Source organism: Halonotius pteroides (genome assembly GCF_003605635.1).
In the GTDB taxonomy this organism is placed as follows: domain Archaea; phylum Halobacteriota; class Halobacteria; order Halobacteriales; family Haloferacaceae; genus Halonotius; species Halonotius pteroides.
On record NZ_QMDW01000022.1, the window covers coordinates 1 to 13,250 of the forward strand.

The window sequence follows — 13,250 nt, forward strand, 5'->3', positions numbered from 1 at the left end:
GAGACAATTCTTGAAACTGTGCTCTAACTCACCAACAATCTACGCCACAAGAGCGTTTGTTTAAATAAATATGTCGGCTCACTATCGTGCGAGCCGATAGAGCGGTCTATTACGGCTCCTCACGCCGTATCATTCGTTGTGTGTTACGTGACTTATCTGTCCTTTTGCTTTTGCGTCGTCGCATCTGGCGGCCACTCTACGGAAAAGCGGGCTCCTGTCGCACGACCCCTCGGCCGCGTGAGTTGCCACCCCTGCCGGCTCACAACCCCTTTTTAGCTGCATCGGCAACGATCGATATGGAGATCCGCGGACAGCGCCTCTGTCAAGCCTGTAACACTGAGTGGTCGTACTACGAGACCGGCAGCGTCGCCTGTCCACACTGCGGCTCACTCCGCAGTGTCGGCCGCGATGCGGAACGCCAGCTCCACACCGACACACCGGCCGCGCTACCGCTGGCAACGTTCCGCGGTCGGATCGCCGAGGAGTCGGTGGCGGCCTATGCTGACGAGCTCAAATCGGTGCTCCGGGAGTACACTCGGAAGCGTGGCTTCATCAGCGGCGGTGAGCTTCGACCGCTCGACGATCGCTATCTTACAGCTCGGACACTGCTGCATACTGTCGATATCCTCGCTCGGGGTCAAACACCGACCGCCGACGCCGAACTATATCTTGTATCGCTATACGAAACACTGGCTGACGACGCTGCTGATACGGCTGTCGATACCACAATCGATGACAGTGCTGACGAGACAACCGTCAGCGACAGCAAGGCCGACACGACGGAACCCGATATCGACGACGTTGAACTGGCTGCCGCACAGGTGCCAAGCGACCTTCGGGCTGCGTGGGGGTTGGCTGTCGCCGACGCTGTGGCTGCCTACTGTAGCGACCTCCGAACGTGGTTGGACGCGACGCCCGACGAGTCGGCAGCGACGACGCTCAGTCAACTCCGGGATCACGTCAACCGCCTCAATGCCCTCCACGGCGATGTTGAGCCGGCCGTCGCAGCCGATCTCGTCGTAAGCACTCGTGCTGTCGGTCGGTATCTTCGGACGGACGACGAGGCAGCACTCACGGCCGCTCGCGATCGGTTGACGCGGCTCTCGCAGGCATAATACAAAAGCCCCCCTCGCTCCTTGCGCTATCTATGTCGGAACCGTTTGATATCCACGATCACCGCCACCAGATGAAACAGCTCAGAGAGAGCAGCGACACCGGCCTGTACGATAACCGCGATGGTGTCTCCTGCCCAGTGTGTGCGGCAGTCTTCGATCGCTTATTCATCCTGCGTGGTCGAACCCAACAGTTTCCGGAAAACGACGGTGTACGGTTCTGTCTGCTGAATCAGGATGACGCCGTCTATCTCTTCCGGCATTGACGGCGCTTACGGTAATTCGATGTCGATGTCGTGTTGCTCGCTCGCAGCGTTCACGGCATTGTACAGCAACATCGCCCGCGTCATCGGGCCAACGCCACCGGGGACAGGGGTGATCGCGCCGGCGACTGATTCCGCGCTCTCGTAGTCAACATCGCCGACGAGCTCATACCCCTTCTCGGTATCCGCATCGACACGGTTGATACCCACGTCAATGACGGTCGCCCCTTCGTTGAGCATTGCGCCATCGATGAACTCCGGGACGCCGGCGGCGGCGATGACGATATCGGCTGTCTTCGTTTTGGCTTCGAGATCGTCAGTGCGGGAGTGACAGATCGTCGTCGTTGCGTTGCCCTGTGGGGCTTTCTGGATAAACAGATTAGCGAGGGGTTTGCCGACGATATCCGAACGGCCGACGACGACCACGTCCGCGCCCGCAGTCTCGATCTCGTAGGCCGCTAACAATTTCTGGACGCCGTGTGGGGTACAGGGCTTGAATCGCGCGTCGCCGGCGACAAGCCGACCGACGTTTTCGGGGTGGAAACCGTCAACATCCTTCGCGGGGTCGATCGCCCGGATGACCGCGCGCTTGTCGACGTGGTCGGGAACCGGCAACTGTACCAAGATCCCGTGAACCTCAGGGTCATCGTTGAGGCGGTCGATCGTTTCGAACAGCTCCTCGGCTGGTGCGTCGGGATCGATCTCAACGTGGATGCCGTTGATCCCGACCTCCTCGCAGTCTTGTTGTTTCATCGAGACATAGGTCTCGCTGGCAGGATCGTCGCTCATGAGGACAGTCGCCAAGCCGGGGGTGACGCCGCTGTCCTGCAGTGTCTCAACACAGTCGGTGAGTTCGGCGCGGATGTCGCCGGCGACGGCGTTGCCGTCGATGATCTCGGTCATTACGCGGATGAGGGGTGGGGATCGGCAAAAGGATTCGGAACCGGGCAGCCAGCTTCGCTGCCGCGTTGGCTCTGTGTGTCGGAGCTTGTGTTGTCGCTGCTGGTGTTGATCGTGTGGGCCGCCTCAGACCGACGGTTTGTCGCTGTGGGTTACTACTGTTTTTGCCAGTTGACAGGATCAAAACTAGCTAAACCAAAATCTCAGACGATTTACACAGAGTGTTTGTAAAAATACGATACTAGTGTATTATGTCACTATGTATTCAGTAAAGCGTGTCCGGTTTTGGGATGTTCGTTGTTGTCGCTGGTGGTCGGTCGGCGTGACGGCAGTCCAATGCCCTACGCGTTATGTTTAAGAGCCTGTCTGTCGTACCACTATATGTCCATCTGGTGTCTCGGTTCTCAGTGCTGAACATGGTGAACCTTCTCTCAGACACCAGATGGGTGATTCAACTGACGCCGTTCTGAGAACACTGCTGCTGTGATTGTGCGCCTATGGCTCTTGTTTTATTAGTGATATCCCTGTCAAACCTACTGCGACAATGCTACCGACGATCCTTCCGCCGTTCGCACATCAGTTATCATAAGTCGATGTTCCGCTGATCCGGTAACACTGCTGACCTGCGAACACTCGCAGGGCGTACAGTTTTATCACCTCCGACTGTTGGGTGTCGTATGATCGGTGAGTCAGCGAATCCGGCGGCGACACAGGAGGTTGTCGTTCTCGCGGGGATTGTGGGTGTCGTTGTTATCGTTGCTGTCATCGGATTTCTCTGGATGCTCTCCCGATAAGATGCGATCGATTGCTCCAGCGACCACTGGTAACTTATTTCTGGCTGTGAGCCTGCCTCCTCCCGCTGTGTGTGAGGGCGTCTCGGAGTATAATTAAATATCGGGGGGTTCGTACCTTTGAATATGCTTGCGGGGACTGATACCACTGCTCATGATCTGGTTACCTGCGAGAAGTGCGGCCAGCAGGGGCCCCCCGAGAAGATGGTTGACCACCACATCGTTCCACTGGCGTTCGACGGCCGGGACGATCCCGACAACATCGCGACACTTTGTGCTCATTGCGCGCGGTATGCGCCCGATGACTTTCTTGACCCCGAGGAGTACGAACCAGTCTTTGCGGAGTATGTCGCTACCGACACACGCCCAGAGGTCGATTTCGCGTACTTTGGGGTGATTGCTACCGAAAAACTGGCGACCGCCTACCGCGATGCAGCAGGGGGGATCAGCGGCGAGTTAGACCCCGACGAACTGGTCGAAAGCATCGATCCGATCGTTAACACCGTCCAGAGTCTCCCGGCGACTGAGGACGAACACAGCCCGGCGTACTACTGGATTCTGTATGCCCGGTTTGCGGAGTACGGCCGAGTCACCGAGGCTGAGCCCCTCACCGAGAAGTACATCGACGGTGACCTGACGGACTGACTGGCGTGGCTCCACATCGATGTCTCAGACGGCTGGACGCAACGATACTTTGACAAAATCTAATTATGACTGCAGCCAAATGATACGGTATGTATCGAACACTCCTTGTGACGCTGATACTCGCCGTTGCGCTCGTTGCTGGCGTCACCGGCCCGGTCAGTGCTCAGTCGAACCCACCGATCACCTGTGGTGGTGAGACGGGCGAAATCCAGATCGATCAGGTCGTTGCTGTGTACAATAATAACACCGACGCCGTCCCCTCAATGGTGGGCTCGGTTGCGGCATCTAACACCACTGAACTACAGGTCAAAAACGCTGCCCAACAGAACTACACCCTGCAGGCTGACGGCTCCTTGGAGATCACCTCAGTCGAACTCGGTGCGGCTGAGGATCCGAACGTGATCGTCAAAACAGACCGCCAGACGGCGTGTTCGCTGTACACGGCTACGGATCCGGTCGCGGCGTTCAACCAGGCCTACGACAGCGGCGAGATCACGATCGAAGGCGCGGGGACGATCGACAAGGCAAAGATGTTCATCGTCGAGCGTGCGATAGATCTTGCTGGTATGTTCGGTACGGCTGCCTGATCGGTACGTGGTCGAACCGTCTCGCCGTTAGACGGATAGTTCGTTGTTCGCCTGAATGACATCAAGTGACTCGGCGTCGATGGTGTCGACGTCGAGCCAGTTGGGGACGTACTCACGTTTCTCGAAGGTTTCGCGTTCATCCTCGGTGCCGATCGTACACCACAGCTGTACCGCATCGGGGCCGTGCCAGTCGCCCTGTCGCTGGATCGCAAAACAGATCTGCTCACGCCCATCGTAGTTGATGATCGCGCCCTTGCGAATGCCGGGATCGCCGGTAACGATGAGATGTTGCATACTCGGGCTTCGACTGGCTGGCTGTTAATGGCTTCGATGCGGGTGATTCGGCCACAACCACCGTTGCACTCGGCTTGATAGGAGGATCGTCATCTTTAGGTCTCGTCTAGCGAAGAGAGGATATGGATCGCTTGCAGCAGTCGCTTCTCGACGCACCGATCATCGAAAAGGGCGACTACGAGTATTTCGTTCATCCGATCAGCGACGGTGTTCCGATGCTGCGCCCTGAGCTGCTGCGGGAGATTGTCATTCGGATCATTCGGAAGGCCGAGATCGAAAACGTCGACAAGATCGTCACGCCGGCGGCGATGGGGATTCATATCTCGACGGCCGTCTCGCTGATGACCGACATCCCGCTTGTCGTCATCCGGAAACGCTCCTACGGGCTTGACGGCGAGGTATCGTTGTCGAAACAGACCGGCTACTCCGAATCGGAGATGTATATCAACGATGTCGAGCCCGGCGACCGCGTGCTTGTGCTCGACGACGTGCTCTCGACGGGCGGGACGATGGCGGCCATCCTTGATGCGTTGACCGAGATCGGGACGGAGATCGCCGACGTGGTCGCGGTGATTAAAAAGGCCGGCCCGAACGAGCTTGATGAGACGGAGTACCACGTCAAGACGCTAATTAACGTGACCGTTGAGGACAGCGAAGTTGAGATCACCGACGCGATGGGTGACGACTGAGCCGGCGTCGATACCACCGACAGCACGGCGGCTGTTTCGCAACCCTTATTTCCGCAATCACGCAACCACAAAGTAGCCACGGACGGCCTGCCGGAGTAGCTCAGCCTGGCAGAGCGAATCCTTCGTAAGGATTAGGCCGAGGGTTCAATTCCCTCCTCCGGCTTTAGAGGTAGTATGTCAGCTAACTGTCTCAGTATGTCTTATCAATATCACCGACCCCAGTGCCCGCAGTTTCACTTCCGCTGACAGGCTACGACGACAAACCACTCACATGGTGAGACACGAATCGCTCTCGATACTCGTTGTCGATGACAGTGAGTTCTTTGCCACCCTAGTCGCCGAGACGCTCAGCGAGGAACACGGGATGGCGACAACCGCTGTCACCGACCCTCGAGAGGCGGTGTCGATCGCCGCCGAGGGCACGGTCGACTGTATCGTGAGCGACTACCAGATGCCGAAGCTCACCGGGTTGGAGCTGTATGACTCCATCGTTGACACAACTGACATCCCGTTTATTCTGATTACCAGCGAGGGCGATGAAACGGTTGCCAGCCGCGCGATCCGAAAGGGTGTCGACGAGTACATCCTCAAACAGGATATCAACGAGGCCGACGCGCTCAAACTACTGGCCAACCGCATTGACAACGTCGTTGACCGCCACCGTACCCAACAGAAATACGAGTGTCTTGTCGCCAACGCCCCCGACGAGATCAGCCAGGTACGACTCGATGGGACGATCTTGGCCGCAAATGAGACAATGGCGCGGGCGTTCAACACAACCACCGATGAGCTTGTTGGCCAAGAACTGTCGTCAATACTTCCCGAGGATGTTGCGGAAAACCGCCGCACACAGGGGCAACGAGCGATTACCGCCGGCAGCGTTGTCACGTTTCAGGACAGCATCGGGCTTCGACATTTCCACAACATCGTGGTTCCACTGGAGACCGGCAGCGAGGAGAATTCGGTGCAGATCGTCACCCGAGAGATAACTCTCCAGAAACACAACGAGGAGGAGCTCCGCCGGAAAAAAGAGGAGCTCACCTTCATCAATCGGATCGTCAGCCACGACATCAAAAACGATGTCAACGTCATCTCCGGGTGGGCGGGCGTCCTCACCGATCACACCGATCCGACAGCCATCGAGATGGTCGAGCGGATCAAAAACACAAGCGATCATATCGCTGAACTCGCACAGATCGCCAAGGACTTCGTTGATTCAATCGAGGGGACAACCGATGTCGACCTCGAAGCGATCGACCTTGGCGACACTGTCGACACCGAGGTGAGCAAGCTTCGCTCGAAACATGACACCGTGTCGATCACCGTCGATGATATCGACGCTGTTGTCCGGGCAAACGAACTGTTGTCGTCTGTGATCGCCAATGTTCTGACAAACGCTATCCGCCACAACGACACCGGGAACACGGAGATCGAGATCACCGCCGACCGGACGGCCACGGCGATCGTCGTCCGGATCGCCGACAACGGGCCTGGCGTTCCTGACAGCGAGAAGGAGGCTGTTTTCGAGAAGGGCCGCAAGGGAGCCGACAGCCCAGGTTCGGGGATCGGTCTCTACCTTGTCTCGAAGCTGGTCGACCAGTACAACGGCAGGATCTGGGTCGAGGATACCGAGCCAATCGGGGCGGTGTTTGCTGTCGAACTCCAGCGTTACGACCCGGATATCGACTAACCCCTGACGACCGCCGCACGACTCAAAAGAGGCTATCGGTTGTTACAGCCCCGACAACGCTAAAGACAGCCGCGATGCTGATCGCCCGGACAGTGACGCCTGCGCGGGCCGCCGGCGCAAGGTCGCTTAGGAACACCGCCGGCGCGGTAATCGCAACCGCGAGCGCGCCGACAGAGCCGAAGGCGACGAGTAACACCGAAATAAAGCGGATCGGGATGCCGCCGATCGCCGCTTCGCGTCGTGGATCACGGTCGTTGTCCGCGCCGTAGAGGCCACCGTAGCCGATCGCCATCACCGCACCGATGAGGACGACGCTGTGCAGCGGCGTCATATTGCGAGCGAGCGACCACACTTCCTCGGTGACGACGAACGGCCCGGCCAGCAGAAACCCGCCGACGATCTGTTGGGCGGTGTCGGCGAGTTTGTGTTTTCGTCGGTTGTTCATATCCGCCGTTTAACATGCTGGATGGAAGAGCTATCGGCCGGCAGCTCAATGACACCACTCACAGTCGTCACTTGCCCGATAGGACTCTTTTTCTCACTTACGAGCCGATTTCATTGAACTATCTCGACAAAAAATTCGATTGAACATGCACAATCATTATGTAGTTGCCGACAAATCATGGTATATGGCAACAGCTACCAGTTCGGTTGAACCCAACCGCTGTCCGTTCTGTGAACGACCGATCGGCTCCGCTGGGGCAGGCTTCATGGAACACATTGAGTCACACCCCGAGTGCAGCAAGGCATTTGAGCTGTGGCGTGAGCGTGTTGACGGCGATATGCCGGGTGGCTGGGCCGGCTAATCGACGGTGTCCCGGACGACCGTACGCGCGACGGCGACCAGCGGGTAGTGCTCCGGAACGGGTAGCAAGGGTTTTTCCTATCGGTCTCTTACAGAAAAGCAGATGAATCAGCACGCAGTCGGTCGGCGGTTTGGAGGACAGCGATGAGGGGTAACGACCAGCAGGCCTACGACCGCGGCACGTCACTGTTTTCGCCTGACGGTCGCATCTATCAGGTCGAGTACGCCCGCGAAGCCGTCTCTCGCGGCGCACCGAGTGTCGGTATCCGGACAGCCGACGGTGTCGTGTTGGCTGCCCAGAGCCGCGCGGGCTCGTCGCTGATGGAATCAGAGAGCATCGAAAAGCTGCATAAGATCGACGGCCACGTTGGTGCGGCCTCCGCGGGCCACGTTGCCGACGCCCGCCAGCTGATCGACTTTGCCCGCCAGCAGGGGCAGGTCAGTCAGCTTCGGTACGGCGAGCCGATCGATATCGAAGCCCTGACAAAGGAGCTCACCGACCACATCCAGGAGAACACCCAGCGCGGCGGCACCCGTCCGTATGGGGCAGCCCTGCTTATCGGCGGGATCGACAACGGCGAGCCGCGACTGTTCGCGGCTGATCCCTCCGGAACACCCAACGAGTGGAAGGCGACGGTCATCGGCGGCTCCGGTGCGGACATCCAGGAGTTCCTCGAGGACGAATGGGATGAAGAGATCAGCCACGACGACGGTCTCGCGCTTGCGGTGCGCGCGCTTCGTGTCGCAACCGATGAACTCGGCCCGAATGAGGTCAGCATCTCGACCCTCTCCGCGGAGGAGGGGTACCGCGCACTAACTGTCGAGGAGATCGAAGACATCTTCGACGACGCTGACATCGATCTCGACGCCGACGAGTAAGCCGGCTGACCGTACGGTCGACGCGACTGCCGGCGAATAGTCTGTGAAACCGACGGATTTTCTATTCGGCGTGCCGTGTCGCCGACATGCAACCTCCGGAGTCGGCAACGGTCGAACAGATATCGATATATCCGATCAAATCGCTTGACCACCGGTCAATCGACCGTGTCGAGATTGTCACCAACGGTGGCCTCGCTGGTGACCGCGAGTACGCACTGTTCGACAGCGACGGCGAGTACGTCAACGGCAAACACGATCGGCAGGTGCATCCGATCCGTGCGACCTACGACGGCGAGACCGCCCGCCCAGCGGTGGTGACGTTGTCGACGCCGACGCAGGCCCAACGCCGGTTCGAACTCGGTGCCATCGACAGCGACAACCCGACTGCGCTCACCGACTGGCTGCGTGAGTGGTTCGGCTACCCTGTCACGCTTGACCGCAACCGCGAGGGCGGCTTCCCCGACGACACGACCGCTTCGGGGCCGACGATCATCAGCAAAGCCACGGTCGAAACTGTCGCCGGCTGGTTCGATGGTGTCGATCCCGAAGGCATGCGTCGTCGCCTTCGCCCGAACATTGTGCTCGGCGGCGTCCCAGCATTTTGGGAGGATCGACTCTTCGCCGACCGCGAAAGCCGCGTTCGATTCACGATCGGCGACGCCGAATTTCTCGGTGTCAACCCGTGTCAACGGTGTGTCGTTCCGAGCCGCGATCCGGATACCGGTGAGGAAATCGAGGGATTCAACGAGCGGTTCATTGAACAGCGGCGAGCGACGATGCCCGACTGGAGCGGCGGCGACTGGTTCGATCACGAGTTCCGGCTGATGGTCAATACGGCGGTTCCCGAGGCGAGTTGGGGTGAGACAATCGCTGTCGGCGACGAACTGAAACTCGGTGAGACGGTGCCGACTGACGACACACCCGTGCCGGCCGAATAAGATAACCTTCGCTCAGCCGGTTCGGAACGAGAAATCGAGGCTCGGAGCCGAGTGGGTCAGCGACCCCATTGAGATGATATCGACACCGGTAGCGGCGTAGTCGGCAACGTCGCCGAGGGCGATGCCGCCGCTGGCTTCGGTCAGCACGTCGGGCGCGTCGTCAGCGAGGGCAGCAACTACGGCTTCCGTCTCGGCTGGCGTCATGTTATCCAACAAGACGATATCGGCACCCACCACGGCCGCTCGGTGGGCCTGCTCAGCTGACTCGGCTTCGACTTCGATCTTCGTCGCAAACGAGACGCGCTCGCGGAACCGCTCGACGGCGGTTTCGAGTCCCAGTTCGGCGATATGGTTCTCCTTGATCATCACCATATGCGAGAGGTCGAGTCGGTGGCTGTCGCCGCCGCCGGCGACGACCGCGCGTTTCTCGATCCCGCGTAGGCCGGGCGTCGTTTTTCGCGTGCCGGCGATCCGAACCTCGTTGGCGACTCCGCTCGCACGGTCGACAGCCTCGCGTGTTTTCGTAGCGACGCCGGAGGCGTGGCCTGCGAGGTTGACCGCGACGCGTTCGGCCCGGAGCGTCGCTTGGGCCAACCCATTTGTCTGAAGCACGATATCGCCAGTGTCGATAGCGTCGCCGTCGGCGACCTCGCGGTCGGCATCGACGCCAAGATGGTCGAACACGGCTGCAGCCGCGTCGATCCCGGCCGCGACGCCCGATTCTTTGGCAACGAGTCGCCCACGCGTGTCGCCACCCACGTCATTGGTCACGTCGTGGTGGCCGATATCTTCTTGGAGCCACCGGTCGATCTGACTGGCCGTGAGCATCAGTCCCCGTTTGTCGCTGCGGCTGTCGATCCGTTTTCGGCTGTCGCGCCGTCAACAAGATAGTGACAGCCGATGCTCTCGTTGTTGTCGGCGGCGGCGTTAGCGATCAGAATTGCGACGACCGTCGCATTCCGGAGCTCGTAGAGCCCCCGGGAGGTGCGGGTTCGCGTGTAGGCGTCGACCTCGCCTTTGAGCCGGCGCAAGATGCCGCGCGCGCTGTCGATGCCGCCGCTCGTCCGCCGAAGCCCGAGTTCCTCGCTGACGACACGGGTCAGCCGGTGGAACTTCTCGCCGGCAAAGCGGTCAGGCAGCGCGGGATCGCTGTTTTGGAGCCGCTGGTACTCGATCTCCTCGGGGGTGAACCCCGCAGCATCCTGGCCGGCGCGGAGCCCCCACACGAGGCCCTCCAGTAGGCTCGTCGACGCCAATCGATTCGCGCCGTGGACGCCGGTGTGAGCGCATTCGCCGACGGCATAGAGTCGGTCGAGGCTTGTTCGGCCGTGGTCGTCAACATCGACGCCGCCACAGAGAAAGTGCTCGCAGGGTGCAACTGGAATCCCATCGCCTGGATCGATCCCGTGATCGACGCATTTCTCGGCCAGATTCGGAAACGCCTCGTCGAACGGGTCGCCCAGCGGAGCAATATCGAGGGTCACGCCACCGGTTGCGTCGATCTCATCCTGCACCGCACGGGCGACGACATCCCGTGGCGCGAGTTCGGCATCCGGGTGATACTCCGGCATGAATCGCTCGCCGGCGGCGTTACGCAGGATGCCGCCCTCGCCGCGAACCGCTTCGCTAAGGAGGAACGGCTCCTCGATGTCAGCCGCGGTCGGGTGGAACTGGACGTACTCCATGTCGTCGACGGCCGCGCCGGCGAGAAACGCCATCGCGATCCCGTCACCCGTCGAACCTGTCGGGTTGGTCGACTGCTCGAAGCAGTCGCCGATGCCGCCGGTGGCAAGAATCGTCGCGCCGGCGAAGACCGGTTCGCCGTCGGGTTCGGTATCGAGCAGCGCGCCATGGACACGGCCCTCATGCCGGAGGAGTTCGAGGGCGGTTGTCGACTCAACGATCTCGACGTTGTCGACCGCATCGAGATGCGAGAGAAACGGCCTGAGGACGTGTTGGCCGGTCGCGGCATCAACGTGGAGAATGCGGTCTTCGGAGTGGGCGGCCTCCTGGGCAAAGTCGTATTCGCCATCACGTGTGTCGAACTCGACGCCCAGCGTCTCGATGAGGACATCGTTGACGGCGGCGGCGGCATTTTCGACCAACACATCGACGGCATCGGGGTCGGCCACATCCGCACTGGCCTCGATAATGTCGGCTTTGAGCGATTTGGGATCGCCGCGGGTGGTGGCGATCCCGCCCTGTGCCCAGTCGGAGGAGGCGTCTTCGGGCTCGCTGGCCTTTGTGACGAGCAACACATCCTCGTCGTTACGCGCTGCGGCGAGGGCGGCCGCACAGCCGGCGATCCCGGAGCCAACAACGAGCACATCAGCGGTGCGTGGGGTGTCTGTTGGGTGTGTGTTCGGTGTCATCTTAGAGCTCCAACATGCGGTCGAGGGCGACGCCAGCGAGTTCCTTCTCCTCGGGAGCGACCTCAACAACGTTGTGTTCGCGACCCGCCGCTAACTCCTCGAGCACCCACGTCAGGTAGTTGGGGTCGATCTGGCGCATCGCGTCGCAGTCCATACAGGCGTCGCCGCAGAGCGGCACCACGTTCACATCGTCGTGCCAGCGGTCGAGATGTTTGGCGAGGTGGATCTCCGTGCCGATCGCCCATGTCTCACCGGCGTTGGCCTCTTCGACGACCTCGGTGATTGTCGCCGTAGAGCCGACCACGTCGGCGGCTTCAACGACCTCGCGGCGACATTCGGGGTGGACGACGACGTTGGCCTCAGGATGTCGCTCGCGCACGTCGGCGATGTGGTCGGCGGTGAACCGCTCGTGAACCTGGCAGTAGCCGTCCCAGAGGACGATCTCGGCGTCTTCGAGCTCGTCGGCATCCTTCGATTCTGGATCCCATGGGTTCCACTCGGCGATCGAATCCTCCATCCCGAGGCGGTGGGCGGTGTTCTCGCCAAGGTGTTTGTCCGGCAGGAAGAGTACCTTGTCGCCGCGTTCGAAGGCCCACTCGAAGGCCTTGTGGGCGTTCGATGAGGTACAGACGAGGCCGCCCTGTTCGGCGCAAAACGCCTTCAGATCAGCATAGGAGTTCATGTACGTGATCGGGATGATCTCGCTGTCGGGGTCGGCGTTGGTGATCTGCTCCCAGGCGGCATCGACCTGGAGAGCTTCGGCCATGCCGGCCATCGGACAGGAGGCCTCCATACAGGGGAGGATGACGCTTTGCTCGTCGTCGGTGATGATGTCGGCGGATTCGGCCATGAACGTCACGCCGCCGAAGATCACGTACTCGGCGTCGGCCTCGGCGGCATGTTTGCTCAGCGCATAGGAGTCGCCGATGAAGTCGGCGTGTTCGACAATCTCGCGTCGCTGATAGTTGTGGCCGAGAATGACCACGTCGTCGCCCAGCGCATCGAGTGCGGCCTCGATCCGTGGTTCGCGCTCGGCCTCGGTCAGATCGCGGTGACTCGCCGGTAGCTGTTCGAGATTATCGTACTTAAAAAGGCTCAGCTCGGTGTCGAACGTCGCTGTTTCCATGTTGGCCATAAGGTCGGATCCGTTGGGTATCTCTACAATGGTACCCGTATTGAAGAAGTTTTCTGTTCAATACGCATCTCCGGGTATAGATGTTCGTACGACACCGTTGACGACGATCTCACGTCCACGAAGGCGGTGATCGTTTTATTGTCATTCGGC

The 13,250-nt window shown here is 60.1% G+C and carries 15 protein-coding genes and 1 tRNA gene; 10 read left to right on the plus strand and 6 right to left on the minus strand.

The genetic code is table 11. From position 1 onward, the window contains the following. Positions 1 to 296: 296 nt before the first annotated feature. Positions 297 to 1,115: a DUF7117 family protein gene (locus DP106_RS12340; protein WP_120085723.1), complete on the plus strand. Its 819-nt coding sequence runs from the start codon at positions 297 to 299 to the stop codon at positions 1,113 to 1,115. A gap of 32 nt (positions 1,116 to 1,147) precedes the next feature. Then, positions 1,148 to 1,378: a DUF7385 family protein gene (locus tag DP106_RS12345; protein ID WP_120085725.1), complete on the plus strand. Its 231-nt coding sequence runs from the start codon at positions 1,148 to 1,150 to the stop codon at positions 1,376 to 1,378. A gap of 6 nt (positions 1,379 to 1,384) precedes the next feature. Here DP106_RS12345 and DP106_RS12350 read toward each other — a convergent pair whose 3' ends face one another. After that, positions 1,385 to 2,278: a bifunctional methylenetetrahydrofolate dehydrogenase/methenyltetrahydrofolate cyclohydrolase gene (locus DP106_RS12350; protein WP_120085727.1), complete on the minus strand. Its 894-nt coding sequence runs from the start codon at positions 2,276 to 2,278 to the stop codon at positions 1,385 to 1,387. A 914-nt stretch (positions 2,279 to 3,192) separates the two neighbouring features. Here DP106_RS12350 and DP106_RS12355 point away from each other — a divergent pair. Together DP106_RS12355 and DP106_RS12360 are read left to right on the plus strand one after the other, a co-directional pair. Continuing rightward, positions 3,193 to 3,711: an HNH endonuclease gene (locus DP106_RS12355; RefSeq protein ID WP_120085729.1), complete on the plus strand. Its 519-nt coding sequence runs from the start codon at positions 3,193 to 3,195 to the stop codon at positions 3,709 to 3,711. 89 nt (positions 3,712 to 3,800) lie between these two features. Next, entirely contained in the window at positions 3,801 to 4,298 is a 498-nt protein-coding gene (locus tag DP106_RS12360) for a hypothetical protein (RefSeq protein ID WP_120085731.1), read from the plus strand. Between the two features lie 27 nt (positions 4,299 to 4,325). Here DP106_RS12360 and DP106_RS12365 read toward each other — a convergent pair whose 3' ends face one another. Continuing rightward, entirely contained in the window at positions 4,326 to 4,592 is a 267-nt protein-coding gene (locus DP106_RS12365; protein ID WP_120085733.1) for an HAH_0734 family protein, read from the minus strand. A 122-nt stretch (positions 4,593 to 4,714) separates the two neighbouring features. Here DP106_RS12365 and hpt point away from each other — a divergent pair, with 122 nt between their 5' ends. From hpt to DP106_RS12380, 3 genes are all read left to right on the plus strand, one after another. Further along, entirely contained in the window at positions 4,715 to 5,281 is a 567-nt protein-coding gene (gene hpt / locus DP106_RS12370) for a hypoxanthine/guanine phosphoribosyltransferase (protein ID WP_120085735.1), read from the plus strand. A gap of 89 nt (positions 5,282 to 5,370) precedes the next feature. Further along, positions 5,371 to 5,444, plus strand: a tRNA-Thr gene (locus tag DP106_RS12375). 108 nt (positions 5,445 to 5,552) lie between these two features. Next, positions 5,553 to 6,971 carry a sensor histidine kinase gene (locus DP106_RS12380; RefSeq protein WP_120085737.1) on the plus strand — a complete coding sequence of 473 codons (1,419 nt, stop codon included), beginning with the start codon at positions 5,553 to 5,555 and terminating at the stop codon, positions 6,969 to 6,971. Positions 6,972 to 6,993: 22 nt separating this feature from the next. Here DP106_RS12380 and DP106_RS12385 read toward each other — a convergent pair whose 3' ends face one another. Beyond that, the gene (locus tag DP106_RS12385; protein WP_120085739.1) at positions 6,994 to 7,416 is read right to left on the minus strand and encodes a DUF2391 family protein; all 423 of its coding nucleotides are present in this window, start codon (positions 7,414 to 7,416) and stop codon (positions 6,994 to 6,996) included. 184 nt (positions 7,417 to 7,600) lie between these two features. On the opposite strand from DP106_RS12385, the gene DP106_RS15920 reads away from it, so the two are divergent. From DP106_RS15920 to DP106_RS12395, 3 genes are all read left to right on the plus strand, one after another. Then, positions 7,601 to 7,777, plus strand: a complete 177-nt coding sequence (locus DP106_RS15920) for a DUF7501 family protein (RefSeq protein ID WP_165857888.1) — start codon at positions 7,601 to 7,603, stop codon at positions 7,775 to 7,777. A gap of 143 nt (positions 7,778 to 7,920) precedes the next feature. After that, complete coding sequence (gene psmA / locus DP106_RS12390) at positions 7,921 to 8,655, plus strand: archaeal proteasome endopeptidase complex subunit alpha (RefSeq protein WP_120085741.1); 735 nt, start codon at positions 7,921 to 7,923, stop codon at positions 8,653 to 8,655. Positions 8,656 to 8,741: 86 nt separating this feature from the next. After that, complete coding sequence (locus DP106_RS12395) at positions 8,742 to 9,593, plus strand: MOSC domain-containing protein (RefSeq protein ID WP_120085743.1); 852 nt, start codon at positions 8,742 to 8,744, stop codon at positions 9,591 to 9,593. A gap of 12 nt (positions 9,594 to 9,605) precedes the next feature. Here DP106_RS12395 and nadC read toward each other — a convergent pair whose 3' ends face one another. From nadC to nadA, 3 genes are read right to left on the minus strand one after another with little or no spacing between them, the layout of a single operon-like run. Next, positions 9,606 to 10,421 carry a carboxylating nicotinate-nucleotide diphosphorylase gene (gene nadC / locus DP106_RS12400; RefSeq protein ID WP_120085745.1) on the minus strand — a complete coding sequence of 272 codons (816 nt, stop codon included), beginning with the start codon at positions 10,419 to 10,421 and terminating at the stop codon, positions 9,606 to 9,608. Then, the gene (locus DP106_RS12405; protein ID WP_120085747.1) at positions 10,421 to 11,965 is read right to left on the minus strand and encodes an L-aspartate oxidase; all 1,545 of its coding nucleotides are present in this window, start codon (positions 11,963 to 11,965) and stop codon (positions 10,421 to 10,423) included. The genes nadC and DP106_RS12405 overlap by 1 nt, the downstream gene beginning before the upstream one ends. Before the next feature lies 1 nt (position 11,966). After that, positions 11,967 to 13,100: a quinolinate synthase NadA gene (nadA, locus tag DP106_RS12410; RefSeq protein ID WP_120085749.1), complete on the minus strand. Its 1,134-nt coding sequence runs from the start codon at positions 13,098 to 13,100 to the stop codon at positions 11,967 to 11,969. Positions 13,101 to 13,250 lie beyond the last annotated feature (150 nt).